Origin of the sequence: Streptomyces sp. SID5464, from assembly GCF_009862985.1 — a bacterium.
GTDB classification, from domain to species: Bacteria; Actinomycetota; Actinomycetes; order Streptomycetales; family Streptomycetaceae; genus Streptomyces; species Streptomyces chartreusis_D.
In genome coordinates, this window is record NZ_WWIQ01000001.1 from 180,112 (window position 1) to 204,363 (window position 24,252).

Genomic DNA, 24,252 nt, shown 5'->3' on the forward strand with positions numbered 1-24,252 from the left:
AGCAGCACTCACGGCGCCCCTCTTCAAAGAGGGGCGCCGTTGGTGTCGGAGGAGCGTCGTTGTGTGTGCAACGTGTTCTCATCTCCGCCGCACGTTGCTACGGTGCCGAGAAACCTGACGGTGTATCAGTACAACCGTGGGGAGGCCCCGTATGCGCGCACTCGTCGCCGCCGCGACCGGTCTCGCCGTCGCGTTCGCCGTGGTCCTGACGCTGACCGCTCTCGGCTCCCCCTCGGGCGGGACGTCCCCGAAGCCGCTGCTGACGACGGTGCCCGCACACCCCTGACCGCCCGCCCGGGAGGGAGGCCGAGATGCGCCGCAAGGCCGGCCTGGTCCTGCTCGCCCTCGCCGTGTTCTTCGCGGCCCTGTCCCCGCTGCTGCGCTGGTACGCCTTCCCGCGCCTCGCCAAGGTCCCCGCGAACCATTACCAGGACATGGTCCTGGAGGCGGAGAACGCCACCCTCCTCGACTACGGCACGATGCGGGCCCGCACGGTCCCCAAGGTCACCATCGTGCAGACCCTCAAGGGCAACGTCGAGGCCTCCGAGCGGATCGAGGAGTCGGCGGGCCGTGACGTGGTCGTCTGGGACGGCCTGTCCTACGTCGTCGGCCCCGACGGCGAGATGGTGTCGAAGATCCCCGAGCGCTACATCTTCGACGCCCACACCCAGGAACCCGTCCACGCCACCGGCGAGACGGTCGACGGCGACCCGGTGCGCCGCGAGGGCATCGAGTTCAAATGGCCGTTCCTCACGGAGAAGCGGGACTACGAGTACTTCGACGCCCAGGCCCGCGTCACCGCCCCCATTCACTACGAGGGCACCCAGGACTTCCGCGGCCTTGAGGTCTACTACTTCGAGCAGACCATCCCCTGGACCAAGGTGCGGATCCCGAAGACGCTGCCCGTCGAGGGCCTCACCCCCGAGGCGGTCGCCGAGACCGGCACCACCCGCTGGTACACCACGGTCCGCAAGTTCTGGGTCGAACCCCTCACCGGCGCCCCGGTCTACGGCGAGGAAGTCCACAAGGAGGAACTGCGCGGCGGCGCCCTCCTCGGTGACCGCGACAAGGTGACCGCGTTCGCCGGGCACGTGAAGATGCGCGAGGACTACATCACGCACACGGTCGACCTGGTGAAGTCCCAGCGCCTGCTCATCCTGCTGCTGACGTCCTACCTGCCGTGGGGCTCCCTGACCCTCGGCGTCCTGCTGCTGGCCCTCGCGCTGTACCTGGAGGCCCGCAGCCGCCGCCCGTCCGGCCCGGCCCCCACGGAGGCCGCGGAACCGTCACCGGTCAGCGCCTGAGCCGGGCGGTCGGTCAGCGCCTCAGCCGGGCGCTGGTGTGCCGCGTGGGCTCCGCCTCGGCGGGGTCCTCGGGCCACGGATGCTTCGGATACCGCCCGCGCAGCTCCGCCCGCACCCCCTTGTAGCCGTCCCTCCAGAACGAGGCGAGGTCGGCGGTGACGGCGGCCGGACGCCCGGCCGGGGACAGCAGGTGCACGAGCAGCGGCACCCCCGCGACCCGCGGCGACTCCTGGAGCCCGAACATCTCCTGCAACTTCACCGCCAGCACGGGCTGCTCGGGACGGGAGTAGTCGATGCGGATCCTCGACCCGCTCGGCACGGTGATCCGCTCCGGGGCGAGCTCGTCGAGCCGTCCGGCCTCCCCGGAGGCCCAGGGCAGCAGCCGCGAAAGCGCCTCCCCGGCGTCGACCCGGGCCAGCTCGGACCGCCGCCGGGCCCGGCTCAGCTCCGGCTCCAGCCACTCCTCCACGCGCGCGTGCAGCGCGTCGTCGGAGACGTCGGGCCACGGTTCACCGAGGTGCAGCCGCAAAAACGCGAGCCGCTGCCGCAGGACAAAGGCATCCGGAGACCACCGCAGCACCCCGAACCCCTCCTGCCGCAGCCCCTCGAGCAGCGCATCGCGCACGAGCCCGGGAACGGCGTCCTTCAGCGGCCGCACCGCCAACTCCACGGCCCCCAGCCGCTCCACCCGCCGCGCCACGACGTCCCCGCCCTCCCAGCGCACCTCGTCCCGCTCGTCCAGCAACGCGCCGGCCGCGAGCCGGGCCGTCTCCTCGTCGACGACGGCCCCGAGCTGCACGCGCGCGTGCCCCTTGCCGACGGGCCGGTCGGCCATGGCGACGGCGATCCAGGGGGAACCACGCAACGTGCTCCCGTCTCGGGCCTCGGCACGGGTTCCGGACGCCATGAGGTACGACCCACCGTCGACCTTGGCGACACGCTCGGGAAAGGCGAGCGCGGCGACGAGCCCGACCTGGTGTTCCTCCGAGGAGTGCGCCCACGCGTCGACCGGTGCCTCTGGATGCGGGATACCGGTGGGTGGGTGGGAAACGCCTGAAACGACGGCCCGCAGCCGCCGGAACTCGCTCCGCCACCGCGAGGCATAGGCGTCACCCCCACGCCGAGCACGACGCAGAGCACCCGCCAGATCATCCCCGTACTCTCGCGGAGCCTCCTCACTGAGCAACGCGATGACCTCAGCGGCCCTCTCCGCCCCGACCAAGCCGGACCCGTCCAGCAACGCCCGCCCCAACCGAGGATGCAACCCCAGCCGAGCCAGCGCGGCGCCCCGCTCCGTGGCCCGCCCGACGGGGTCGACGGCCCCCACCGCCGCCAGGACGTCCCGCGCCGCCGCCATCGCCCCACCCGGCGGCGGATCCAGCAACGCCAGCCCGGACGCGTCCGGATCCCCCCAGCACGCCACCTGGAGCGCGAACGCCGTCAGGTCGGCCACCTTGATCTCCGGCGACGGGAAACGCGGCAGACGCGCGTCCTCGGCCTCCGCCCAGCACCGGTACACGGCCCCCGGCGCCTCACGCCCGGCCCGCCCCGCCCGCTGCCGCCCGGCCGCCTGTGACGCCCGTACCGTCGTCAGCGCGCTCAGCCCGCGCGCGTGGTCGACGCGAGGCTCCCGCGCCAGCCCGGAGTCGACGACCACGCGCACCCCGGGAACGGTCAGCGACGACTCCGCCACCGACGTGGCCAGCACCACCCGGCGCCGCTCCCCGCCGGCCAGCACGGCGTCCTGGACGTCCGCGGGCGCCCGCCCGTGGACCTGGAGCACCTCGACGTCCCCGAGCTGCCCGAGCTGCCCGGCGACCCGGGCGATCTCGCCCACGCCCGGCAGGAAACACAGCACGTCCCCGTCCCGCTCGGCCAGCGCCCGCCGCACCACCGACGCCACGTGCGTCAGCAGAGCCGGATCCACACGCATCCCGTGCGGCGGCCGTACGGGCCGCGCCGGCGGCGCCCACACGACCTCCACCGGATACGCCGTCCCCCGGGCCTCGACCACCGGAGCGCCGCCCAGCAACTCGGCCCACCCCTGCGCGTCGGTCGTCGCCGAGGCGGCCACCAGCCGCAGTTCCGGACGGAGCGTCTGCCGTACGTCCCACAGGAACGCCGCCGCCGTGTCCGCGTCCAGATGCCGCTCGTGGCACTCGTCGAGCACCACCACGTCGGCACCGGCCAGCTCCTGGTCCCGCTGCAACCGCTGCACCAGCACACCGGTCGTGACGACCTCCACGCGCGTGTGCCGCCCGACGACGCGTTCCCCGCGCACGGTGTACCCGACGCTGTCGCCCACCTTCTCGCCGAGCAGCCACGCCATCCGCCGCGCCGCCGCCCGTGCCGCGATCCGCCGCGGCTCGGCGACGATCACCCGCCGCCGGGGCCCCTCACCGAGCAGCCCCGCAAGAGCCAGCGGCACCAGGGTCGTCTTCCCGGTGCCGGGCGGCGCCACCAGCACGGCGGTGCCGTGCCCCTCCAGGGCGTCGTCCAGGGCGGGCAGGGCACCGCGTACGGGCAGGGCGTCCAGTGCGTCGTAACGGATCACGCACTCAGTCTCGTACGCACACGAAGATCGCCGTCCCCGGGATCAGGTTCCCGCGCAGCGGCGACCAGCCGCCCCACTCGGAGGTGTTCCAGGCCGGCCACTCCGGCTCCACGAGGTCCACCAGCCGGAAGCCCGAGGCCACCACGTCCCGGACGCGGTCGCCGAGCGTGCGGTGGTGCTCGACGTAGACCGCGCGGCCCTCCTCGTCCTGCTCGACGTAGGGCGTGCGGTCGAAGTACGAACCCGACACCGACAGCCCCTCCGGTCCCGGCTCGTCCGGGAAGGCCCAGCGGATCGGGTGCGTCACCGAGAAGACCAGACGGCCCCCGGGCCGCAGCACCCGGTGCACCTCCCGCAGTACCAGGCGCGGATCGGCGACGAAGGGCAGCGCCCCGTACGCCGAGCAGGCCAGGTCGAACGAGCCGTCCGCGAAGGGCAGCGCCCCGGCGTCGGCGCACACCAGGGGGAAGGGGCCGCCGATGCGCAGCGCGTGCTGCAACTGCCGGTGCGAGATGTCCAGGGCCACCGGGCGGGCTCCCTGGCCGGCCAGCCAGCGCGAGCACTGTGCCGCGCCCGCGCCGATCTCCAGGACGTCCCTGCCCTTCAGCTCTTCCGGCGGGCCGAGCAGCTCGGCCTCCACCTCGTCCAGACCCTCGGGGCCCCACACGAAGCGGTCGTCGCCGAGGAAGGTGCCGTGCTCGGTCTGGTACTCGTCCGCGTTGCGGTCCCACCAGCCACGGTTGGCGCGGGAGCTCTCCGTGACCCCCGCGGTACGCCGGGTGGCCTCGGGTTCGGACGCTTCGGGCTCTTGGATGATCGGCTCCCTCGTCGTACTCTTCCGTCCAGCCGGTCCCGGAGGGGTCACGAAAGGGGCGTCGCACGCCCCGCGTGGCCTCGGACGACACGACTTGTGCCGGGTATGCGGTGTTGCGCCCCGGGTGGGCGGCTTCGCGCATTGACCCTGCCCGGCTGCCCCCGTATGCTACAAGTTGCGCTGCGGGCCTGCGCACCTCAGACGTAGCAGGCTGCGCTCGCATCTGTATGTATGTCCCCTCGGTTGTCGAGGCGCCACCGATCTTGTGTGGCGCTTCCTTGGCTGTCCGGCTTCTGCAGAGCGAAACGGGCTCCCGGCGTAGCAGTACCTACGACTTCAATGTCCGTACCGGAGCCCTTTCCCACATGACGAGCAGCACCGAGACCACCGCCACCACCCCGCAGGTAGCGGTCAACGACATCGGTAACGAGGAAGCCTTCCTCGCCGCGATCGACGAGACGATCAAGTACTTCAACGACGGCGACATCGTCGACGGCGTCATCGTGAAGGTCGACCGGGACGAGGTCCTGCTCGACATCGGTTACAAGACCGAAGGCGTGATCCCGAGCCGCGAGCTCTCGATCAAGCACGACGTCGACCCCAACGAGGTCGTCGCCGTCGGTGACGAGATCGAGGCCCTTGTTCTCCAGAAGGAGGACAAGGAAGGCCGCCTGATCCTCTCGAAGAAGCGCGCCCAGTACGAGCGTGCCTGGGGCACCATCGAGAAGATCAAGGAAGAGGACGGGATCGTCACCGGTACCGTCATCGAGGTCGTCAAGGGTGGTCTCATCCTCGACATCGGCCTCCGTGGCTTCCTCCCGGCCTCCCTGGTCGAGATGCGCCGCGTCCGCGACCTTCAGCCCTACGTGGGCAAGGAGCTCGAGGCCAAGATCATCGAGCTGGACAAGAACCGCAACAACGTGGTCCTGTCCCGCCGTGCCTGGCTGGAGCAGACCCAGTCCGAGGTCCGCCAGACGTTCCTCACGACCCTCCAGAAGGGTCAGGTCCGTTCCGGTGTCGTCTCCTCGATCGTCAACTTCGGTGCCTTCGTGGACCTGGGTGGCGTCGACGGCCTGGTCCACGTCTCCGAGCTGTCCTGGAAGCACATCGACCACCCGTCCGAGGTTGTCGAGGTCGGCCAGGAAGTCACCGTCGAGGTCCTCGACGTGGACATGGACCGCGAGCGCGTCTCCCTGTCGCTGAAGGCGACCCAGGAAGACCCGTGGCAGCAGTTCGCCCGCACCCACCAGATCGGCCAGGTCGTGCCCGGCAAGGTCACGAAGCTGGTTCCGTTCGGTGCGTTCGTCCGCGTGGACGAGGGCATCGAGGGTCTGGTCCACATCTCCGAGCTGGCCGAGCGCCACGTGGAGATCCCGGAGCAGGTCGTCCAGGTCAACGACGAGATCTTCGTCAAGGTCATCGACATCGACCTCGAGCGCCGTCGCATCAGCCTCTCGCTGAAGCAGGCCAACGAGTCCTTCGGTGCCGACCCGTCCGCGGTCGAGTTCGACCCGACCCTGTACGGCATGGCCGCGTCCTACGACGACCAGGGCAACTACATCTACCCCGAGGGCTTCGACCCCGAGACCAACGACTGGCTCGAGGGCTACGAGAAGCAGCGCGAGGAGTGGGAGCGCCAGTACGCCGAGGCGCAGCAGCGCTTCGAGCAGCACCAGGCGCAGGTCATCAAGTCGCGCGAGGCGGACGCCCAGGCGGCTGCCGAGGGTGGCGAGGCCGCCGCTCCGGCCGCGTCCGGCGGTGGCGGTTCGTACTCCTCCGAGGGCCCGGACAACTCCGGCGCGCTGGCCTCGGACGAGGCGCTGGCCGCGCTTCGCGAGAAGCTGGCCGGTGGGCAGAGCTGACGCTCGCTGAGCAGTAGCTGTTCCTGACCGAGGGCCCGCACCTTTCCAGGTGCGGGCCCTCGGCGTGCGCCGGCTCGGTTCTCGGCTGCCGGCCGGTGGGGGCTTGTCGCGCCGTTCCCCGCGCCCCTCAAGAAGGGCGTCGCCCCGGCCGGCAAGATCGAAATTCCCCTCCTCCGGGAATGCCCGTGCCCGCAACGGCGTTGTGGCGTATGAACACGAGGAGGAGCGGTCACTGTGCTTGATCCGCAGGGCTTGTACGCATGGGAGCCGAAGGGGCTGGCCGTCGTCGACATGGCGCTGGCCCAGGAGTCGGCCGGTCTTGTCATGCTCTACCACTTCGACGGATACATCGACGCGGGCGAGACCGGCGACCAGATCGTCGACCGGGTGCTCGACTCGCTGCCCCACCAGGTCGTCGCCCGCTTCGACCACGACCGGCTCGTGGACTACCGCGCCCGCCGCCCGCTGCTGACGTTCAAGCGCGACCGCTGGAGCGACTACGAGGACCCCGCCATCGAGGTGCGGCTGGTCCAGGACGCCACCGGAGCGCCGTTCCTGCTGCTGTCCGGCCCCGAGCCGGACGTGGAGTGGGAACGCTTCGCCGCGGCCGTCAAGCAGATCGTGGAGCGGCTCGGCGTCCGTCTGTCGGTGAACTTCCACGGCATCCCGATGGGCGTCCCGCACACCCGGCCCGTCGGCCTCACTCCGCACGGCAACCGCACCGACCTCGTCCCGGGCCACCGCAGCCCGTTCGAGGAGGCGCAGGTGCCCGGCAGCGCCGAGTCCCTCGTCGAGTACCGCCTGCTCCAGGCCGGGCACGACGTCCTCGGCGTGGCCGCCCACGTCCCGCACTACATCGCCCGCTCCCCGTACCCGGACGCGGCCCTGACGGTCCTGGAGGCCATCACGGCGGCGACCGGACTGGTGCTCCCGGGCATCGCCCACGCCCTGCGCTCGGACGCCCACCGCACGCAGACGGAGATCGACCGGCAGATCCGCGAGGGCGACGAGGACCTCACCGCGCTCGTCGAGGGCCTGGAGCACCAGTACGACGCGGTCGCGGGCGCCGAGACCCGGGGCAACATGCTCGCCGAGCCGGTGGACATCCCCTCGGCGGACGAGATCGGCCGCGAGTTCGAAAAGTTCCTGGCAGAAAGAGAAGGCGACAGCTGAGGCCGGGGAGACCTCGACTGGGGGAGACCTGGACAGGGGGAGACCTGGACAGGGCCCTGTCTCTGGCAGGGCCTAAGCTCGGCTCATGCTGAAGGTGGGCCTGACCGGCGGTATCGGCGCCGGCAAGAGTGAGGTGTCACGGCTGCTCGTCGAGTGCGGTGCCGTGCTGATCGACGCGGACCGCATCGCGCGGGAGGTCGTCGCACCAGGAACCCCGGGGCTCGCCGCGGTCGTGGACGCCTTCGGCGAGGAGGTGCTCGCGGCCGACGGCAGCCTGGACCGGCCCGGGCTCGGCTCCATCGTCTTCGCCGACGCGTCGAAGCTCGCCACGCTCAACTCGATCGTGCACCCCCTCGTGGGCGCCCGCTCGCGCGAACTCGAAGAGGCCGCCGCCGAGGACGCGGTCGTCGTGCACGACGTCCCGCTCCTCACGGAGAACGGCCTGGCGCCCCTCTACGACGTCGTGATCGTCGTCGACGCGAGCCCCGAAACCCAGCTCGACCGGCTCGTCCGGCTGCGCGGCATGACCGAGGAGGACGCCCGCGCGCGGATGGCCGCGCAGGCGACACGCGAGCAGCGCCGGGAGATCGCGGACATCGTCATCGACAACGACGTCCCGCTGGTGGACCTGGAGCGCCGCGTGAAGGACGTGTGGGCCGAGCTGACACGCAGGTCGCAGGCGTCCCGGCCGTCCGCACAGGAATAGCGGCATCTCACGGGGGCGTTGAACCCTGGCAGTGAGGGAAGGAATCTGCCGTGCCCGAGACCAGCGGTTCGACCGGCCGTACCCCGGAGACGCACGTCATCGACTTCCGTGCCGCCGAGCAACTGCTCGCGGCGCGGGACCCGCGGGGCGCGGTGAAGCTGCTCGACGGAGTCATCGCCGCGCACCCGGAGAACACCGCCGCGCGGCTGCTGCGCGCGCGTGCCTTCTTCGCGGCGGCGCAGCTGCGGCCGGCGGAGCTGGAGTTCTCGATCGTTCTGGAGCGCGAGCCGGACAACGCGTTCGCGCACTTCGCGCTCGCCCGCACCTATGAGCGGCAGAACCGCCCCGACCAGGCCAAGCGCCACTTCCGCCTGGCCGCCGCGCTGGATCCGAACCCGCGGTTCCTGAAGGCGGCGCGCTTCGACGCGTGAGCGGCCGGCCTTGTCCGGCTCAGGGGTGATCTGTCAGCCCCAGGGGTGATGCTCCAGGAGTGATGCCTCAGGGATGATCTTCCGGTGGGCAGTAGGGCGGGATGTCGGGGCCCGGCTGGTAGTGCGGGCCCTGGCGGATGTGCCTGAGGACGATGACGAGGTCGATCGTGACGACCAGCAGCAGCGCGCCGCAGGCGATGGCCCAGCCGGTCCGCCCGGCGAGCGTGAACGCGACCGTCCCGAAGAGCGCCCAGACCAGCCCCCACAGGCTCAGCCAGAAGCGCGCCCGCAGAGCACTGCGCGCGGTCGTCGGTTCACTGCCTGTACGCATCACGATCTCCGCTCCTGTCTGCAACGTACTCCTCGCCGCGGAGGCCGACCAACAGGGGAGGCCGGGGCCGGCGCGGGACGTCGTTCACTCGGGCGGGTGAACGCGGGCGGGGACGGGAACGGGTGTGCGGGTGCGGTCCGTTGGGCGGGCATGGAGCTGAGAATGCGTGAGGGGTACGAGGGGACGGGACCCGGGGCCATCACCCCGGACGGCTGCGCGGTGGAGCTCTACTCGCGGCTGCCCGTCGGGGACGAACCGGAGGTCATCCAAGCGGCGGTGCCGGCGGGCGCGCGCATCCTGGAGCTGGGCAGCGGCGTCGGGCGGATGACCCATGCGCTGCTGGAGCACGGGTTCACGGTCACGGCGGTGGACGAGTCCGCCGAGATGCTGGAGCGGGTACGCGGGGCTCGGACGATATGCAGCCCGATCGAGGACCTGGATCTGGGCGAGACGTTCGACGTGGTGCTGCTCGCGTCGTTCCTCGTGCACGCCGGGGACGCCGAGGTGCGGCGGAGCCTGCTGCGCACGTGTGTGCGGCATGTCGCGAAGGGCGGCTCCGTGCTGATCCAGCGGGAGGGCGAGGACTACCACGCGAACGTCCCGCGCGAGCGGGTCGACCCCAGCGGCTTCACCGTGCGGATCGTGTCGTCGGAGCCGGTCGGCGACGGGGTCAACTCGGTGCGCGCGGAGTACGAGTTCCCGGACGCGTTCTGGACCCAGACGTTCCGGGCGCGACCGCTGACCAGGGAGCAGTTCGAGGAGGCGCTGAAGGAGACGGGCCTGAGGGTGGACCGGTACCTGACGGAGGATCGGGTCTGGGTGCGGGCGGTGCCCGACGGTCCAAGCGGCCGGAGTGCATGAGGGGTCGGACAGGGCTGGAGCGAGCCGGGGTGAAAGTCCGCGGGGCGGCGATGAGTTCGAGGGCGAGTAGCGGTCTACCTCTGCGACATCATCACGGACCGCTTCCCCCAGGAGACCTCCATGCCCGAGATCGACTCTCCCGCCACCGCCGCCCCCTCGGCCCCGGCCGGTGTCGTCGTCGCCGAGTCCGCGACCGCCCGCGGGCGGCGTGCCCGGATCGCCTTGCGCGGTCTCCAGGTGCTGCTCGCCCTCATCTACGGGATCGCGAGCGCCCTGCCCAAGCTGATCGCGCACCCGTCGGCTGCCGAGTTGTTCGACAAGCTCGGCTGGGGCAGTGCGGGGATGTACACCATCGGGGCGCTCGAACTGGCCGGTGCGATCGCCCTGTTGATCCCGGTGCTCCAGTCGGTGGCGGCGATGGCGCTGGGCGCGCTGATGGTGGGCGCGTTCGTCGCCCGGATCACCGTCTTCGACGGGCAGTACGCGGCGACGCCGATCATCCTGCTCGTGCCGCTCGCCCTCATCGCCTGGGCGCGGCGGAAGCACAACGCGGATCTGCTGCGCCTGCTGCGGCTCCGGGCGTGAACGTGCCAAGTGCGCTGCTCACGGCCTCGGTTTGCCCGACCCGCCGCCGGGATCGGGGCCGAAGCCGCCGCCGGGGGCCGGGCCGGGGACGGGGCCTGGGCCGGTCAGGCCGCGCAGGCGCTCCAATTCGCGGCGGTCCCGCTTCGTCGGGCGGCCCGCGCCTCGGTCGCGGATGCCGGCCGGGGCGACGGCCTCGCGCGGCGGGGGCGGCGGGGAGTTGTCGATGTAGCACTGGGCGGCCACGGGGGCGCCGACCCGCTTGCGGATCAGCCGTGTGACGACGACGACCCGCTCCCGGCCCTCGTGCCGCAGGCGCACCTCGTCGCCGACGCGTACCGCGTGGGCGGGCTTCACGCGCTCGCCGTTGACGCGGACGTGCCCGCCCCGGCAGGCGGTGGCGCCCAGGGAACGGGTCTTGACGAGGCGCACGGCCCAGATCCAGCTGTCGACGCGGACGGTCTGGCCGCTCTGTGCTCCGGCGGCCTCGGCAGCTGCGATGGCCGCCGCGACCTTCGGGTCCACGGCCTTCGTGTCGCCCGCCCCGTCGTACTCCGCGCCTTCAGAAGCCATGTCCCCGACCTTAGTCCTTCGAGTGATCTGTTTCCGGGTCGTCCGGGCAGGAACCGCCCTCCATCCGACTCTACAAAACAACTTTTGCAAAAACTCTTTTGGTAAACGCCCGCCTCGGCCTACCCTCCCGGCATGGACAGCGATGAGCAACGGCGCGTACTCGACCCCGAGCACGACACGGACGCCCTGAAGGCCCTCACCCACCCCCTGCGCATCCGGCTGCTCGGGCTGCTGCGGCAGGACGGGCCCGCCACGGCCAGTGAGCTCGCCGCGCGGACGGGGGAGTCGTCGGCGTCGACCAGTTACCACCTGCGGGTGCTGGCGAAGTACGCGTTCATCGCCGAGGCCGAGCATCGTGACGGGCGGGAGCGGCGCTGGCGGGCCCGGCACACCGTGACGTCCTGGAGCAACGAGGCGATGGAGTCCTCCGAGGCGGGCCGCGCCTTCGTCAGCCTGTCGCGGCGGCGACAATTGGAGCACCTGGAGACGTCCCTCGCCCGGCACGAGGCGGACATGGCCGCCGGACGGTTCGGCCAGGAGTGGGTGGAGCCGTCCGGGATCAGCGACCTCATGCCCCGGCTGACGGCCGGGTCGCTCACCGAGCTCTGGGACACCATCGCCCGGAAGCTGGAGGAACTGACCGCCCGGGACGCGCAGGACCCGCGTGCCGAACACGTCATGCTCCTCACCGCCGGCCTTCCGCTCGCCCCGCACGACCGTGAGGACGCGGATCGCGAGAACGCCTCATGACCGAGCTGCCGGAGCTGCCGGAGCTGCCAGAGCTGCGAGAGCAGCCGGAGCCGCCCGGGGTACGGACCGCTCGCCGCCGGTACGTCACCGTCTGCGCGCTCTTATGGCTGCCGCCGGGCCTCGCTATGGCCTCGATGGTCCTCCTGTTCAGCGAGCGCGGCATGTCCCTCGCCGCGGTGGCGGGGCTCTTCGCCGCTCACTCGCTGACCGTGGCCGCACTGGAGCTGCCCACGGGCGGGCTCTCCGACGTGCTCGGGCGCCGGCCCGTCCTCGCCATGGCCGGCGCGCTCAACGTCGTCGCCTTCGCCCTGGTCGGCCTCGGCACCACCGCCTGGGTCCTCACCGCCGGCATGGTGCTCATGAGCGCGGCCCGGGCCCTGGCCAGCGGTACCGCCGAGGCCTGGTACGTCGACACCGTCCAGGCGCATTCCGGACCCGACGCCGAGCTGCGGACGGGCCTGGCCCGAGGCGGCTCCGCGACCTCCGCCGCCCTCGCGGCCGGCCTGCTGCTCGGCGGTGCCCTGCCCTGGCTGCTCGGCGCGGGGCCCGGTCTCGGAGCCAGGCTGAGCGAGGCGACGTCCGGGGCCGTGCTGCCCTTGTCCGTCCCCGTGCTGCTGGGAGCCGCGCTCAGGGTCGTCTTCGTCTGCTACGTGCTGACCGTCCTGCGGGAGCCGCCGCGACCTCCGGCCACCCTGCGTTCCGTGCTGCGCGGCGTCCCGGTGACCGTCCTGGGCGGACTGCGGCTGGGCGGCCGTGACGCGCTGGTCCGGCGGGTCCTGCTCACCGCCGCGGCCGTCGGCAGTGCCCTGGCCGCCATCGAACTGCTCATGCCGGGGCGTACGGTGGCGCTGACCGGCGCGACCGGCTCCGGCGCGCTGGCCTATGCCGCGCTCTCCTGCGCGGGCTTCCTCTGCGGCGGTGTCGGCAGTCACCTCGCGCCGCTCGCCGCCCGGGTCGCGGGCAGCGGTGAACGGGCCGTGCTCGTCTGTCTCGGGGCCTGCGCGGGCGGCGTGCTGCTGCTCGGCGCCACCGCCTCCACCACGCACCTGCTCGCCACGGCCCTCGCGGTCGTCGGATTCTGCCTGTTCCACCTCGGCATCGGTGCGGCTTCCCCGAACGAGAACGACCTGCTCCACCGCCGCGTCCCGAGCGCGCAACGCGCCACCGCCCTGTCCGTCCAGTCCCTCGCCCTGCAACTGGTCGGCGCGCTCACCGGCCTGGTCCTCGGGACACTGCGGCCGGGCCCGCTGCCCTGGCTGCTGACCGGTGCCGTGCTGCTGTCCGGAGCCCTGCTCTGGCTCCGGCGCGCCGACGTCCGGTCCACGCCGGTCACCACCGCCACCTGAGCCGGCACACCGGGGCACCCCACGCACCGGCGCTCCGGACCGACCCGAGGAACCCGACTCCCCCCGACGCCCACGACCCCACCTGCGCCTACCGTGGAGTGATGGACGCCAGCGGTCTCCCCCTCCTCGACCGGCGCATTTCGGACTGCCGGGCCTGCCCGCGGCTGGTCTCCTGGCGCGAGGAGGTGGCCCGGACCAAGCGAGCCGCCTATGCGGACTGGACGTACTGGGGGCGGCCGGTGCCCGGGTTCGGGCCGGCGGACGCCCGGCTGCTCATCCTCGGACTCGCCCCCGCCGCGCACGGCGGCAACCGCACCGGCCGGATGTTCACCGGCGATCGCTCGGGGGACGTCCTGTACGAGGCGCTGTACGACATCGGCCTCGCCTCCCAGCCCACCGCCGAGCACGCCCACGACGGACTGGAGCTGTACGGCGTGCGTGTCACCTCGCCCGTGCACTGCGCCCCGCCCGCGAACAAGCCGACCCCTGAGGAACGGGACACCTGCCGCCCCTGGCTCGTGCAGGAACTGCGGCTGCTGCGTCCGACACTGCGGGCCGTGGTCGTGCTCGGTGCCTTCGGCTGGCAGGCCGCGCTGCCCGCGTTCGCCGAGGCGGGCTGGCCCGTGCCCCGGCCCCGGCCCGCCTTCGGTCACGGCGCCCGGGTCCACCTGGACGGCCTGGAGCTCTTCGGCTGCTTCCACGTCAGCCAGCGCAACACCTTCACCGGCCGGCTCACCCCCGTGATGCTGCGTGACGTGCTGCGAACAGCCGCACGGGCGGCGGGACTCGGCCCTGCCGAAGCCTAGGGAGCCTCTTCCCCGAACAGATGCCGCACCGTGGAGCGGTAGTTGGTCCGTACGTGCGTGAGCGCGTGCGCGCGAGCCCGGCCCGGGTCGCCCGAGGCGATCGCCTCGTACAGCTCACGGTGCTCCACGAGCAGCTGCGGCCACTCCTCGTTGCGCCGGGTCATCCAGCGCAGCCGGCCGGCGACCGGTTCCAGGGCCTCGGTCAGCAGGCTGTTGCCGGCCATCGCCACGATCCGGTCGTGCAGGCGGCTGTTGAGGTCCGTGATCAGCTCGGCGTCCCCGGCCTCGGTCGCGGCGGCCGCGCGGTCGAGGAGTTCCTGGACCTCGGCCAGGTCCTGCGGTGTCGCGCGGGACGCGGCGAGTCCGGCGGCGTAGACCTCCAGGGCCTCGCGCAGTTCGAACAGTTCCTTGACGTCGTTGGGGGTGAGACGGCGTACGACCGTGCGGCGGGGCGTCTCGAAGTGGACGAAGCCCTCGGCGACGAGCGCCCGGATCGCCTCCCGGACCGGAACGCGCGAGACGCCGAAGCGCTCCGCCAGCTCGCGTTCGACCAGGCGGTCGCCGGGACGGAGGCTGCCCGCGATGATCTCCTGCCGCAGTTCGGCCGTCACGCGTTCGCGCACCGCTCCCAGAGGTTCGATCTTCGTCATGGACCCCATCTTCGCCGAGGCGAGGTGTCTTTTACGCAGCGTTAACAAGAGCGACATCGGTCAGAACTGTTGACGGCGAGACCATGACCGCAGTTTGGTATACCAAAGCCCCCCGCAGAGTGGACCCCGCACAGCAGTCCCTCACCGAGCAGTCCTCCGTCGTCCCCTTGCTCATGGAGGCCCCCGTGTCCCTCGCCGACCGTGCCGCAACCACCGGAAGCCCAGCGTTCGTCCCCGATCCCCGGCTCACCAACGAAGACCTCGCGCCCGCCAAGAAGCGCAACTGGAAGGTTTTCGACCTCTTCGCCATGTGGATGTCCGACGTCCACAACCTCGGCAACTACACCTTCGCCGCCGGGCTGCTCTTCCTCGGCATGAACGTCTGGCAGATCTTCACGTCGCTGCTCGTCGGCTTCGTGATCATCTACATCGGCATGAACTGGATGGGGAAGATCGGGCAGCGCCACGGCGTCCCCTTCCCGGTCGTCAGCCGGATCGCCTTCGGCGTCTGGGGCGCCAACATCCCGGCGCTGATCAGGGCCGTGATCGCCATCATGTGGTACGGCATCCAGACCTACCTGGCCTCCGTCGCCGTCAACGTGATGCTGCTCGCGGCCTGGCCCGGCCTGGAGTCGTGGACGCACAACTCGTTCCTCGGGCTGGACGCGCTCGGCTGGGTCTCCTTCATCGCGCTGTGGCTGGTCCAGGCGGCGATCATCAGCCGGGGCATGGAGTCGGTCCGCAAGTTCCAGGACTTCTGCGGTCCGGCGATCTGGCTCGTGATGATCGCGCTGGCCGTGTGGATCCTCGCCAAGGCCGGCTGGACGATCTCGCTCACCTCCACCCCGCACCCGGTGTCCGTCGGCGAGCAGTGGCGCCAGTGGTTCGGCGCGATCGGCCTGGTCCTCGCCACGTACGGCACCCTGATGCTCAACTTCTGCGACTTCTCCCGCTTCGCGCCCGACTACAAGTCCGTCAAGCGCGGCAACTTCTGGGGCCTGCCCATCAACTCCACGGCCTTCGTGATCGTGTCGGTCATCGTCACCGCGGGCGCCTTCGAGGTCTTCGGCAAGGAGATCACCGACCCGGCCTACCTCGTCGCCGAGATCGGCAACACCTGGGTGCTCGTGCTGGGCGCGCTGACCTTCGCCATCGCCACCATGGGCGTCAACATCGTCGCCAACTTCGTCTCGCCGGCGTACGACCTCGCCAACGTCTGGCCGCAGAAGATCACCTTCAAGATCGGCGGCATGATCAGCACGGTCGCGGCCCTGCTCGTCACGCCCTGGAACCTCTTCTCCAACCCGACCGTCGTGAACTACTTCCTCGGTGGCCTCGGCGCCTTCCTCGGCCCGCTGTTCGGCGTGATCATGGTCGACTACTACTGGGTCAAGCGCGGCCGGGTGAACGTGGACGAACTGTTCGACGCCACGCCCGGCTCCCGCTACCACTACCGCAAGGGCTTCAACCCCAAGGCACTGTGGGCGTTCCTGCCGGCGGCCGGTGTGGCGGCGGTCCTCGCGCTGGTGAAGACCTTCAGCGACGTGGCGCCGTACTCCTGGTTCATCGGCACGGCGATCGCCGCCGGGCTCTACGCGGTGCTGTGCCGCCCCGAGCGTGCCACGGCCGCCCAGCCGGCGGAGGTTCGATAGACGTGCGGATCGTCGTCACCAACTGCAACACCACGCAGGAGATGACCGAGGAGATCGTACGAGGTGCCCGGGCCGCCGCAGGCCCGGGCACCACCGTGACCGGACTGACCCCCGCCTGGGGGCCGGAGTCCGCGGAGGGCTGGCTCGACAGCTACCTGTCCGCCGCGGCCGTCCTGGACACGCTGCGCACGTACGACGGACCGCCGTACGACGCCGTCGTCATGGCCGGCTTCGGGGAGCACGGCCGGGAGGGCGTCCGGGAACTGGTGGACGCACCGGTCGTCGACATCACCGAGGCGGCAGCGCACCTGGCCTGTCTGCTGGGTCGCCGCTACGGCGTCGTCACCACGCTGGAGAGGTCCGTCGGCCAGATCGAGGACAGCCTGGAGACGGCTGGCGTGGCCCGCAACTGCGCCGCGATCGTCGGCACGGGCCTGAACGTGCTCGACCTCGGCGACGACGAGCGCACCGAGACGGCGTTCCTGGCCGCCGCCGAGCGGGCGTGCGCGGCCGGGGCCGAGGTACTGGTGCTGGGCTGCGCCGGCATGACGGGGTTGCAGCGGCTGGTCGGGGAGAAGCTGGGCCTGCCGGTCGTCGACGGGGTCGCCGCCGCGGTCAAACTGGCGGAATCGCTGGTGGCGCTGGGGCTGACGACGAGCCGGGCGGGGAGCTACGCCGAGCCGCTGGCGAAACGGAGGGTGTGGGGGCGGCCCGGACGGCACTAGGTCATGCCGGGCCGTCGAGTGTGACGTCGTCGCGATGAGCCCCGTAGAACGCCGCCTGACGGGCCATGACCTCCCGCATCGAGGTGCCGCGCGGGATGCCGTACACCGTGCCGGGGAAGTCCAGCGCCTCCTGCACCTGCCACAGCTCGTCGTGCTCGCCGGGGGCGAAGAGCCGGGCCCGGGGCGCTCCCGCCGCGATCCAGCCGATGGGCAGGACGGTGCCGGGCGGCAGCACGGAGTTGACGTGCAGCACGCTGTGGATCCGCAGTTCGGATCCGGCGCTCGCGACGGCGCCCGGGAAGACGCAGGCGCCGGTGGCCACGAAGACCTCGTCCTCCAGGGTCGCCCCGTTGACATGGGCGTGCGGGCCGACGAGCACGGCGTCACCGATCACCGTGGGGTGCCCGGCCCGCCCCCGCACCAGCGCGTTCTCCATGACGACGACGTCCGATCCGACCCGCACCTCCCCGTCCTCGGCGGTGAGCACGGCCCCGTGCAGCACCCGGCTGCGCTCACCGAGGACGACGGCCCCGCACAGGACGGCCGTCGGGGCGACGTACGCGGACCCGGGGACGACGGGGCGCCGCCCGCGGTGCTCGATCAACATGGCGTTCCTCCTGGCTCGACGGGCTGCCGGCCGCCGGCTGCCGACTACCCGGGAACGACGGCTGTCGCCGTAATCTCCACCAGCTGTCCCGTGTACCCGAGGCACGCCACGCCGATCAGCGTCGACGAGTGCGGCCCGGCACTGAGCCCGGACGCCTCGACGACCTCCCAGACGGCCGACAGCACGGCCGGCTCACTGCCCACGACGTACACGTCGGTCGACACGACGTGCGCCAGGTCGCTGCCCACCGCGGTCAGTTGCTCCCGCAGGTTGCTGATCACCTGCTCGGCCTGCCGCACGGGGTCCCCGGGGCCGACCAGCTCGCCGCCGGCATCCAGTGGCACCGACCCGGCGAGGAACGCCAGCCGCGTGCCGGCCTCGACGACGGACGCGTGGGAGTAGGTGGGCGGCGGAAACAGGCTCGGGACAGTGACTCGCTGGATCACGGGGGTCTCCGATCTACGGGCGGGAGCCGAGGGCAACCCGCCGATCATGCGAGGTTCCGGCACACGGGCGCACCCGTTTTTCGGTTCACCCTCGTCCGAGCGTTCCCCTACGCTTCCCGAGCAGTACCCGCCGGCCCAGGAGCGACGCCCGTGCCCACCCTCCCGGACGAGACCTTCCTCGGCACCACCGCCGACCGCCTCGCCGCCCTCCCCACCGTCGAGGCCGTCACCCTCGGCGGCTCCCGCGCCCAGGGCACCGAACGCCCCGACAGCGACTGGGACCTGGCGATCTACTACCGGGGCGCCTTCGACCCGGAGGACCTCCGTGCGGTCGGCTGGGAGGGTGAGGTCTGCGAGGTCGGCGCGTGGGGCGGCGGCGTCTTCAACGGCGGTGCTTGGCTGACCGTCGACGGAAGGCGCGTGGACGTGCACTACCGCGATCTCGACGTCGTCGAACACGAGGTGGCGGAGGCGGAGCGGGGCCGCTTCCGGGTCGAGCCGCTGATGTTCCACCTGGCGGGCATCCCGACGTACCTGCTCGCCGCCGAACTCGCGATCAACAAGGTGCTGCGGGGCGAACTGCCGCGCCCCGCGGCCTACCCGCCGGCACTGCGCGAGACCGCCCCGGCCCACTGGCACGGCACGGCCACGGCCACCCTCGCGTACGCGAAGGCGGGTCACGCGCCCAAGGGTGCGGTCACCCAGGTCGCGGGCGCGATCGCCCTCGCCGCGACGCAGACGGCGCACGCGGTGCTGGCGGCGCGGGGGGAGTGGGTCACGAACGAGAAGGACCTCGTCGCGCGGGCCGGTCTGCGGGAAGTGGACGCGGTTCTGGGCACCCTCACCGGCGCTCCGGACGAGCTCGCGAAGAGCATCACCGACGTGGAGACGCTCCTGCACCGGGCCGTGGCGGCAGCGCGGAGCTGACCTGGCACGGCCGTCGGTGATTGCGTTCATAAAGAACCCGGCTTTCCCGTACTCCGTCACGTTCCGGAAACCTTTCCTCCAGGAACCCCGCCTACTGTGGGCACCCACACCCCCGCCCCGGCCACCGTCGCCCGAAGGCCCACCCCTGCCCTCGACGAGTCGACAGGAGCCCTGTGTCCCGGTCCCGCCGTGCCTTTCTCGCGTTGCCGCCCTGGCTCGCGCACGCCCTGCGCGCGCAGCGGGGGCCGGTGCCCTGGAGCGCGGTGACGCGGGGAGCCCTGTCGGCGGGGCCGCTGTTGCTGGTGGCCGTGCAGGTCGGGCGTACCTCGCTCGGGGTCGTCGCCGCCATCGCCGCCATGCTCGCCGGGATCAACGACCGGCCCGGGAGCCGGCGGGCCTCGGTCAAGCGGATCGGGGTGCCCGCGCTGGGCGGTGCCCTGGGGCTGGTGGCCGGGACGTACGCCGGGCAGCAGACCGGCGCGGTCGTGCTGACCGTGCTCCTCACCTTCGTCGGGCTCGTCGCCGGGAGCATCAGCGCGATCGGGCCCGTCGCGTCCGCCGTCGGGACGCAGCTGCTCGTCGGCTCGGCGATCGGGGCCGGGATGCCCCTGCCGGAGCCGGGGTGGGAGCGTGCGCTCGCCTACGTCGCGGGCGCCGGGTGGCTGCTGGCACTCCGGCTCGTGCTGCCCACGCCCGGTTCCCTCGCCGGGGACTTCCGGTTCGACGGGGAGCGGGCGGCCGTCGCCGGCGTGTACGAGGCCGTCGCCGAGCTGCTCGACGCGGTCGGCGGGCCCGAGGCCATCCGCCGCCGGGCGGCGCTCACCGCCGCCCTCGACCACGCGCAGGACGCCCTCGCCGGGCCCCGGCTGCGGCGGTACGCCTCCTCCTCCGCCGAGCGGCGGCTGCACGCGCAGTACGCCGCCGCCCTGCCCCTCGCCGAGGCCGCCACCGCGCTGGCGTGGGCCGGAGAGGCCGTCGCCGAGCGGGCCTCCGAAGGACCCCGGCGGCTCGCCGCCGCCGTGCGCGGCAACAGCCACACCGGGCCGCTGCCCGCACCCTCCCGCTCGGCGCCCGCGCTGCGCGCGCTCGACGACGCCCTCCTGCACGCCGCCGAGGTGTTCGACCAGGGCAGGGGCGGCGATCTGCACACCCGGCCCCGTACGCCCAGGGACCGGCTGCGCGCCGCCTTCGGCAGCGCCGGACGCGAGTACGGGCTGCGGGTCGCCCTCTGCTTCGGGGCCAGTTCGGCGGTCGCCCAGGCCCTGCACCAGGGCCAGTGGTACGGGCAGCACGAGCACTGGTACTGGCTGCCGGCCACCGCCGTCTTCCTCGTCAAGCCCGACCTGGGACCGCTGGCCTCGCGGGTGCTGAACCGGGCCGCCGGGACCGTGCTCGGCGCCGTCGTCTTCGCCGGATTCGCCGCCGTCCTGCCCCGGCCCGAAGGGCTCATCGCGCTCGTCGCCCTCAGCGGAGCGCTCATACCCGTCGCCACCCGGCACTTCGCCGCCCAGACCGCGGTCGTCACGGTCCTCGTTCTCGCCCTGGTGATGGTCGGCGGTGAACCGCAGGCCTCCATGGGGCGGATCGGCGAGACGCTGCTGGCCTGTGCGATCGTGCTGATCGTCGGGCACCTGCCGATGCCCGGGCAGCGCGGCGGGGGAGTGCGCGCCCGGCTCGCCGCGGCGAGCGACGCCGCGTTCGCCTACCTCACCCACGTCCTCGACGAGGCCGACGCCCCGCGCATCGGCACCTCCGGCAGGCCCTCCGAGCGCCCCGGCACCTCCTCCGAGCGTCCCATCACCCCCTCCGACCACCGCGCCACGCCTTCCGACCTCCGCGCCACCCCCTCCGAGCCCCGCGCCACCCGCTGGACCCTGCGCCGCGAGGCCTACCGCACCCTGGCCGAGGCCCGGACGGCCATCTCCCTGTCCGCGCACGAACTGCCCGCCCTCGCCCGGCACACCGAGGGCGCGGACGAGGTGGCCGACCTCCTCGAACGCCTCGTCGACACCACCACCGCCTGCGCCGTCCACCTCGACGACACGGGACGGATCGGCCCCGAGCACACCGAGCGCCTCACCGCCCTCCTCGACGAACTCGCCGGACCGGTGGAGCGGGTGGGGCTACGACTTCCCCGGACGCCCCTCGCCGGATAGCCGCCCGGGCCCCACCGCGATGCCCAACAGCCCCACCAGGCCGCCGCCCTGCGCGGTCGCGGCCCGGCGCACCTCGGTCGCGAACCCGTGCCCCGCGACCGCCTGCTGCACCTTCGCGGCGATCTCCTCGGCCCGCTTCCCGTCCGGCGGTTCCCAGCACAGGCACAGCAGGCCTTGCGGCGCCAGCCAGCGCCTCAGCGAGGTCAGTTCCCGGTCCGCCGGGCGGGTCCAGAAGAGGTTGACATTGACCGCCAGGATCCTGTCGAAGGAGCCGGTGGCGAAGTCGGCGTCCTCCAGCGACAGGGTGTGGACGGCGGCCCTTCCGGTGGTGAGCGCGTCGCTGTTGCGGCGGCGTGCCGCCTCGACGGCCTTGGCGGAGCGGTCGATGCCGGTGACGGTGCCTGTGACGAGGCGGTCGTGGATCAGCGCGACGGCGACCCCCCGGCCACAGCCGACCTCCAGCACCCGGTCGTCAGGTGCCGGGTCGAGGACCTGCACCGCCCATCTCAGGCGCTCCGGGACGTCGATGGTGCTCAGCCCCCGACCCGTATCCACACCGGCGCGTGGTCCGACCCGGGCGCGCCCCGCCGCTCCGCCGGGTCGGGGCCGACCGACGGCAGACCGGGTGGGCCCTCGCCGGGCAGGCCCGTGCCCGCCGCCGTCACCCGGTGCACCAGGCGGTGGCTCACCAGCACATGGTCGATCAGCTCGCGCCGCCCGGAGTTGACGCGGGAGTAGCGCTGTCCGGGCGGGATGAGAGGGGCCACGTCCCACAGCCGGGCCGCGTCGCCCTTGTCGGCCTGCTCGTAGCCCGGCGTGCCGATCTCGGAGCCGGGCGGGCCGAGCAGGATCTGTGTGGTCGCGGCCTGTACCTCGTCGTTGAGGTCGCCCAGTACGGCCACGTCCCTGCCCTGCCCGTCGCCGTCCAGGAGTTCGTCCGCGAGGGCGCGCAGGGCCGTCGCCTCGGCGGCGCGCCGGTACAGGGCGTAGGCGCCGTACCGGGCCCGTTCCCCCTCGTCGCGCGGCTGGAACCGGCCGTTCGGGTACGACAGCAGCTTGGACTTCAGATGGCAGACGGCCACCCGCAGCGGCCCGTCCTCGACCTCCACGGCGAGAAAGCCCCGCCCCGCCTGTGCCACCGTCACCCCCGAGTCGTCCACCTGCACGGGCCGCAGCTCCGCCGGGAACGCCGTCGTGTCGGCCAGCACCCTCATGGCCGTACGGCTCAGGAACCCGACCCGTATGCCCCGGCTGTCCGGATGCTCGGACAGGGCGATGTGCCAGTCGTCGTCGAGCATCCCGGCCAGGTCTTCCAGGGCCCCGGGGTCACCGACCTCCTGCACGCCGAGCAGCGTCGGGTCGAGTTCCGTGATCACGGCGGCGAGCGCGGCGAGCTTGGTCTCGTAGGCGGCCTCGTCCTTCGGGCCGAACGGGCCGCCGGGCCGGTAGAGGTTCTCCAGGTTCCAGGTGCCGAGGAGCATGCCGGGCTCCTTTCAGAAGCCGACAGGCGGGGTGGTGAGACCAGGATGCTGGCCCGGCCCGCCCCGCGACAGAGCCGCGACGGGATGTGCGGTTCGGCTCATGCCGCCCTACGACCTCGTCGTACGTTGGCGCGATGACGCCTTCTGCCGCGGACAGTCCCGCCGACCTCATCATCAGCGCATGTACCGTCCTCGTGCACGACGATCAAGAGCGCATCGGGTTCCAGCAGGACGCCGCGATCGTCGTACGGAACGGTGTCGTCGAGGCCGTGACGACCACCGCCGGGGCCGCGGACCTGCCCGCCGCCGAGCGCCTCGAGGCCCGGGGCCAGGTCGCCCTGCCCGGCCTGATCAACTGTCACACGCACGCACCGATGGTCGCGCTGCGCGGCCTCGCCGAGGACCTGCCGACGGAGGAGTGGTTCAACGACGTCGTCTGGCCGGTGGAGTCCAACCTCACCGAGAGGGACGTCGAGTTGGGGGCGCGGCTCGCCTGTGCCGAGATGATCCGTGCCGGCGTCACCTGCTTCGCCGACCACTACTTCGCCATGGACGCGGTGGCTCAAGTGGTAGCGGAATGCGGCCTGCGGGCGCTGCTGGGGGAGGCCTACTTCTCCTCGCAGGGCCCCGAAGGCCGGGAGCGGTCACTCGACTTCGCGCTACGGCACCGCGGCTCCGCCGACGGCCGCATCACCACCGCCCTCGCGCCGCACTCCCCTTACACGGTCGGCGACGCCGACCTGGCCGCCACCGCCCGGCTCGCCGGCGAACACGCCCTGCCCGTGCACCTGCACGCCGCCGAGAACCGCGATCAGACCGAGACCAGCCTCGCCCGTCACGGCGTCACCCCGATCGAGGTCCTGGAACGCACCGGCATCCTCGACACGGACGTGCTCCTCGCCCACGGCACCGGCATCGTCGACCGCGACCTGCCCGTCCTGGAGCGGGCGGCCGGTCGTACGGCCGTCGCCACCGCGCCCCGCGGCTACCTCAAGTTCGCCTGGCCCGACACCACACCGGTCCGTGCCCTGCGCGAGATCGGCGTCGACGTCGGGCTCGCCACCGACGGCGCCGCCTCCAACAACTCCCTCGACGTATGGGAGTCGATGGCCCTCACCTCCCTGGTCCAGAAGTCCCACGAGGGCGACCCCCGCTGGCTGACCTCCCGCCAGGCCCTGCACCACGCCACCCTCCAGAGTGCCCGTGCCGTGGGACTGGGGGACAGCGTCGGCAGCATCGCGCCGGAGCGGCGGGCGGACATCGTCCTGGTCGATCTCACCGGGCCGCACACCCTGCCGGTCCACGACCTCGCCGCCACCCTCGTGCACAGCGCCCGCTCCGCCGACGTGCGCACCACGATCGTCGACGGACGGATCCTGATGCGCGACCGTGCGCTCCTGACGATCGACGTGCCGGCCGTGGTACGGGAACTGGAGGAGCGTCTGCCCGCCCTCGTCGACCGCAGCCACGGTCGGCGCATCCAGGACTACGACACCTGACGTTCCGGGCGGACTT

Annotated in this window: 24 protein-coding genes and 1 pseudogene; 16 read left to right on the forward strand and 9 right to left on the reverse strand. The window is 72.4% G+C overall.

All coding sequences use genetic code 11. The features are described 5' to 3' along the window. The first annotated feature begins 151 nt into the window (after window positions 1-151). Together GTY47_RS00810 and GTY47_RS00815 are read left to right on the forward strand one after the other, a co-directional pair. Window positions 152-286 (forward strand): SPW_0924 family protein, encoded by a 135-nt coding sequence (locus tag GTY47_RS00810; protein ID WP_010039541.1) that lies wholly within the window; start codon window positions 152-154, stop codon window positions 284-286. Between the two features lie 25 nt (window positions 287-311). After that, entirely contained in the window at window positions 312-1,304 is a 993-nt protein-coding gene (locus tag GTY47_RS00815; RefSeq protein WP_010039543.1) for a DUF3068 domain-containing protein, read from the forward strand. A gap of 13 nt (window positions 1,305-1,317) precedes the next feature. Here GTY47_RS00815 and hrpB read toward each other — a convergent pair whose 3' ends face one another. Next, window positions 1,318-3,858 carry an ATP-dependent helicase HrpB gene (gene hrpB, locus GTY47_RS00820; protein WP_010039545.1) on the reverse strand — a complete coding sequence of 847 codons (2,541 nt, stop codon included), beginning with the start codon at window positions 3,856-3,858 and terminating at the stop codon, window positions 1,318-1,320. Window positions 3,859-3,862: 4 nt separating this feature from the next. Continuing rightward, window positions 3,863-4,723: a class I SAM-dependent methyltransferase gene (locus GTY47_RS00825; RefSeq protein WP_173937308.1), complete on the reverse strand. Its 861-nt coding sequence runs from the start codon at window positions 4,721-4,723 to the stop codon at window positions 3,863-3,865. A gap of 314 nt (window positions 4,724-5,037) precedes the next feature. On the opposite strand from GTY47_RS00825, the gene rpsA reads away from it, so the two are divergent. The 4 genes from rpsA to GTY47_RS00845 all read left to right on the forward strand — a co-directional run bounded on the left by rpsA (window position 5,038) and on the right by GTY47_RS00845 (window position 8,844). After that, window positions 5,038-6,534: a 30S ribosomal protein S1 gene (gene rpsA, locus GTY47_RS00830; RefSeq protein WP_010039549.1), complete on the forward strand. Its 1,497-nt coding sequence runs from the start codon at window positions 5,038-5,040 to the stop codon at window positions 6,532-6,534. 234 nt (window positions 6,535-6,768) lie between these two features. Then, window positions 6,769-7,707, forward strand: a complete 939-nt coding sequence (locus tag GTY47_RS00835; protein WP_010039551.1) for a PAC2 family protein — start codon at window positions 6,769-6,771, stop codon at window positions 7,705-7,707. Window positions 7,708-7,792: 85 nt separating this feature from the next. Then, complete coding sequence (coaE, locus tag GTY47_RS00840; protein ID WP_010039552.1) at window positions 7,793-8,413, forward strand: dephospho-CoA kinase; 621 nt, start codon at window positions 7,793-7,795, stop codon at window positions 8,411-8,413. A gap of 50 nt (window positions 8,414-8,463) precedes the next feature. Further along, the gene (locus tag GTY47_RS00845) at window positions 8,464-8,844 is read left to right on the forward strand and encodes a tetratricopeptide repeat protein (RefSeq protein ID WP_010039553.1); all 381 of its coding nucleotides are present in this window, start codon (window positions 8,464-8,466) and stop codon (window positions 8,842-8,844) included. A gap of 67 nt (window positions 8,845-8,911) precedes the next feature. On the opposite strand, the gene GTY47_RS00850 is transcribed toward GTY47_RS00845, so the two are convergent. Further along, complete coding sequence (locus GTY47_RS00850; protein ID WP_010039554.1) at window positions 8,912-9,175, reverse strand: DUF6343 family protein; 264 nt, start codon at window positions 9,173-9,175, stop codon at window positions 8,912-8,914. A 150-nt stretch (window positions 9,176-9,325) separates the two neighbouring features. Here GTY47_RS00850 and GTY47_RS00855 point away from each other — a divergent pair, with 150 nt between their 5' ends. Next, entirely contained in the window at window positions 9,326-10,036 is a 711-nt protein-coding gene (locus tag GTY47_RS00855; protein ID WP_029181142.1) for a class I SAM-dependent methyltransferase, read from the forward strand. A 120-nt stretch (window positions 10,037-10,156) separates the two neighbouring features. Further along, complete coding sequence (locus tag GTY47_RS00860) at window positions 10,157-10,621, forward strand: DoxX family protein (protein ID WP_010039556.1); 465 nt, start codon at window positions 10,157-10,159, stop codon at window positions 10,619-10,621. Window positions 10,622-10,723: 102 nt separating this feature from the next. On the opposite strand, the pseudogene GTY47_RS00865 reads toward GTY47_RS00860, so the two are convergent. Then, a pseudogene (locus tag GTY47_RS00865) lies at window positions 10,724-11,191 on the reverse strand (RNA-binding S4 domain-containing protein); the annotation flags it as partial. A 132-nt stretch (window positions 11,192-11,323) separates the two neighbouring features. Between GTY47_RS00865 and GTY47_RS00870 the strand changes: the two are divergent. The 3 genes from GTY47_RS00870 (at window position 11,324) to GTY47_RS00880 (ending at window position 14,093) form a co-directional block, all read left to right on the forward strand. Next, entirely contained in the window at window positions 11,324-11,941 is a 618-nt protein-coding gene (locus GTY47_RS00870; protein ID WP_010039558.1) for a winged helix-turn-helix domain-containing protein, read from the forward strand. Continuing rightward, the gene (locus GTY47_RS00875; RefSeq protein ID WP_010039560.1) at window positions 11,938-13,287 is read left to right on the forward strand and encodes an MFS transporter; all 1,350 of its coding nucleotides are present in this window, start codon (window positions 11,938-11,940) and stop codon (window positions 13,285-13,287) included. The genes GTY47_RS00870 and GTY47_RS00875 overlap by 4 nt, the downstream gene beginning before the upstream one ends. Window positions 13,288-13,388: 101 nt before the next feature. Beyond that, window positions 13,389-14,093: a uracil-DNA glycosylase gene (locus tag GTY47_RS00880; RefSeq protein ID WP_010039563.1), complete on the forward strand. Its 705-nt coding sequence runs from the start codon at window positions 13,389-13,391 to the stop codon at window positions 14,091-14,093. Here GTY47_RS00880 and GTY47_RS00885 read toward each other — a convergent pair. Continuing rightward, window positions 14,090-14,752 (reverse strand): GntR family transcriptional regulator, encoded by a 663-nt coding sequence (locus tag GTY47_RS00885; protein ID WP_029181144.1) that lies wholly within the window; start codon window positions 14,750-14,752, stop codon window positions 14,090-14,092. The two genes, GTY47_RS00880 and GTY47_RS00885, sit on opposite strands and share 4 nt — an antisense overlap. A gap of 176 nt (window positions 14,753-14,928) precedes the next feature. Here GTY47_RS00885 and GTY47_RS00890 point away from each other — a divergent pair, with 176 nt between their 5' ends. Further along, on the forward strand, window positions 14,929-16,395 hold the full coding sequence (locus GTY47_RS00890) for an NCS1 family nucleobase:cation symporter-1 (protein WP_029181145.1): 1,467 nt from the start codon (window positions 14,929-14,931) through the stop codon (window positions 16,393-16,395). Between the two features lie 2 nt (window positions 16,396-16,397). Beyond that, complete coding sequence (locus GTY47_RS00895; RefSeq protein WP_010039569.1) at window positions 16,398-17,120, forward strand: aspartate/glutamate racemase family protein; 723 nt, start codon at window positions 16,398-16,400, stop codon at window positions 17,118-17,120. Window position 17,121: 1 nt separating this feature from the next. On the opposite strand, the gene GTY47_RS00900 is transcribed toward GTY47_RS00895, so the two are convergent. Next, window positions 17,122-17,727 carry a transferase gene (locus GTY47_RS00900; protein WP_010039571.1) on the reverse strand — a complete coding sequence of 202 codons (606 nt, stop codon included), beginning with the start codon at window positions 17,725-17,727 and terminating at the stop codon, window positions 17,122-17,124. 44 nt (window positions 17,728-17,771) lie between these two features. Further along, complete coding sequence (locus tag GTY47_RS00905) at window positions 17,772-18,173, reverse strand: RidA family protein (protein ID WP_010039573.1); 402 nt, start codon at window positions 18,171-18,173, stop codon at window positions 17,772-17,774. A 150-nt stretch (window positions 18,174-18,323) separates the two neighbouring features. Here GTY47_RS00905 and GTY47_RS00910 point away from each other — a divergent pair, with 150 nt between their 5' ends. Together GTY47_RS00910 and GTY47_RS00915 are read left to right on the forward strand one after the other, a co-directional pair. After that, the gene (locus GTY47_RS00910) at window positions 18,324-19,100 is read left to right on the forward strand and encodes a nucleotidyltransferase domain-containing protein (protein ID WP_010039575.1); all 777 of its coding nucleotides are present in this window, start codon (window positions 18,324-18,326) and stop codon (window positions 19,098-19,100) included. Window positions 19,101-19,273: 173 nt separating this feature from the next. After that, a complete protein-coding gene (locus GTY47_RS00915; RefSeq protein ID WP_010039578.1) occupies window positions 19,274-21,256 on the forward strand; it encodes an FUSC family protein in 1,983 nt (660 codons plus the stop codon). Here the strand turns inward: GTY47_RS00915 and GTY47_RS00920 are convergent. Together GTY47_RS00920 and GTY47_RS00925 are read right to left on the reverse strand one after the other, a co-directional pair. Further along, the gene (locus tag GTY47_RS00920; RefSeq protein ID WP_078602823.1) at window positions 21,224-21,811 is read right to left on the reverse strand and encodes a class I SAM-dependent methyltransferase; all 588 of its coding nucleotides are present in this window, start codon (window positions 21,809-21,811) and stop codon (window positions 21,224-21,226) included. The genes GTY47_RS00915 and GTY47_RS00920 overlap by 33 nt on opposite strands. Continuing rightward, window positions 21,790-22,737 carry an endonuclease/exonuclease/phosphatase family protein gene (locus GTY47_RS00925; RefSeq protein ID WP_010039582.1) on the reverse strand — a complete coding sequence of 316 codons (948 nt, stop codon included), beginning with the start codon at window positions 22,735-22,737 and terminating at the stop codon, window positions 21,790-21,792. The genes GTY47_RS00920 and GTY47_RS00925 overlap by 22 nt, the downstream gene beginning before the upstream one ends. Before the next feature lie 134 nt (window positions 22,738-22,871). Between GTY47_RS00925 and GTY47_RS00930 the strand changes: the two genes are divergently transcribed. Further along, a complete protein-coding gene (locus tag GTY47_RS00930; RefSeq protein ID WP_010039584.1) occupies window positions 22,872-24,236 on the forward strand; it encodes an amidohydrolase in 1,365 nt (454 codons plus the stop codon). Window positions 24,237-24,252: the final 16 nt, after the last annotated feature.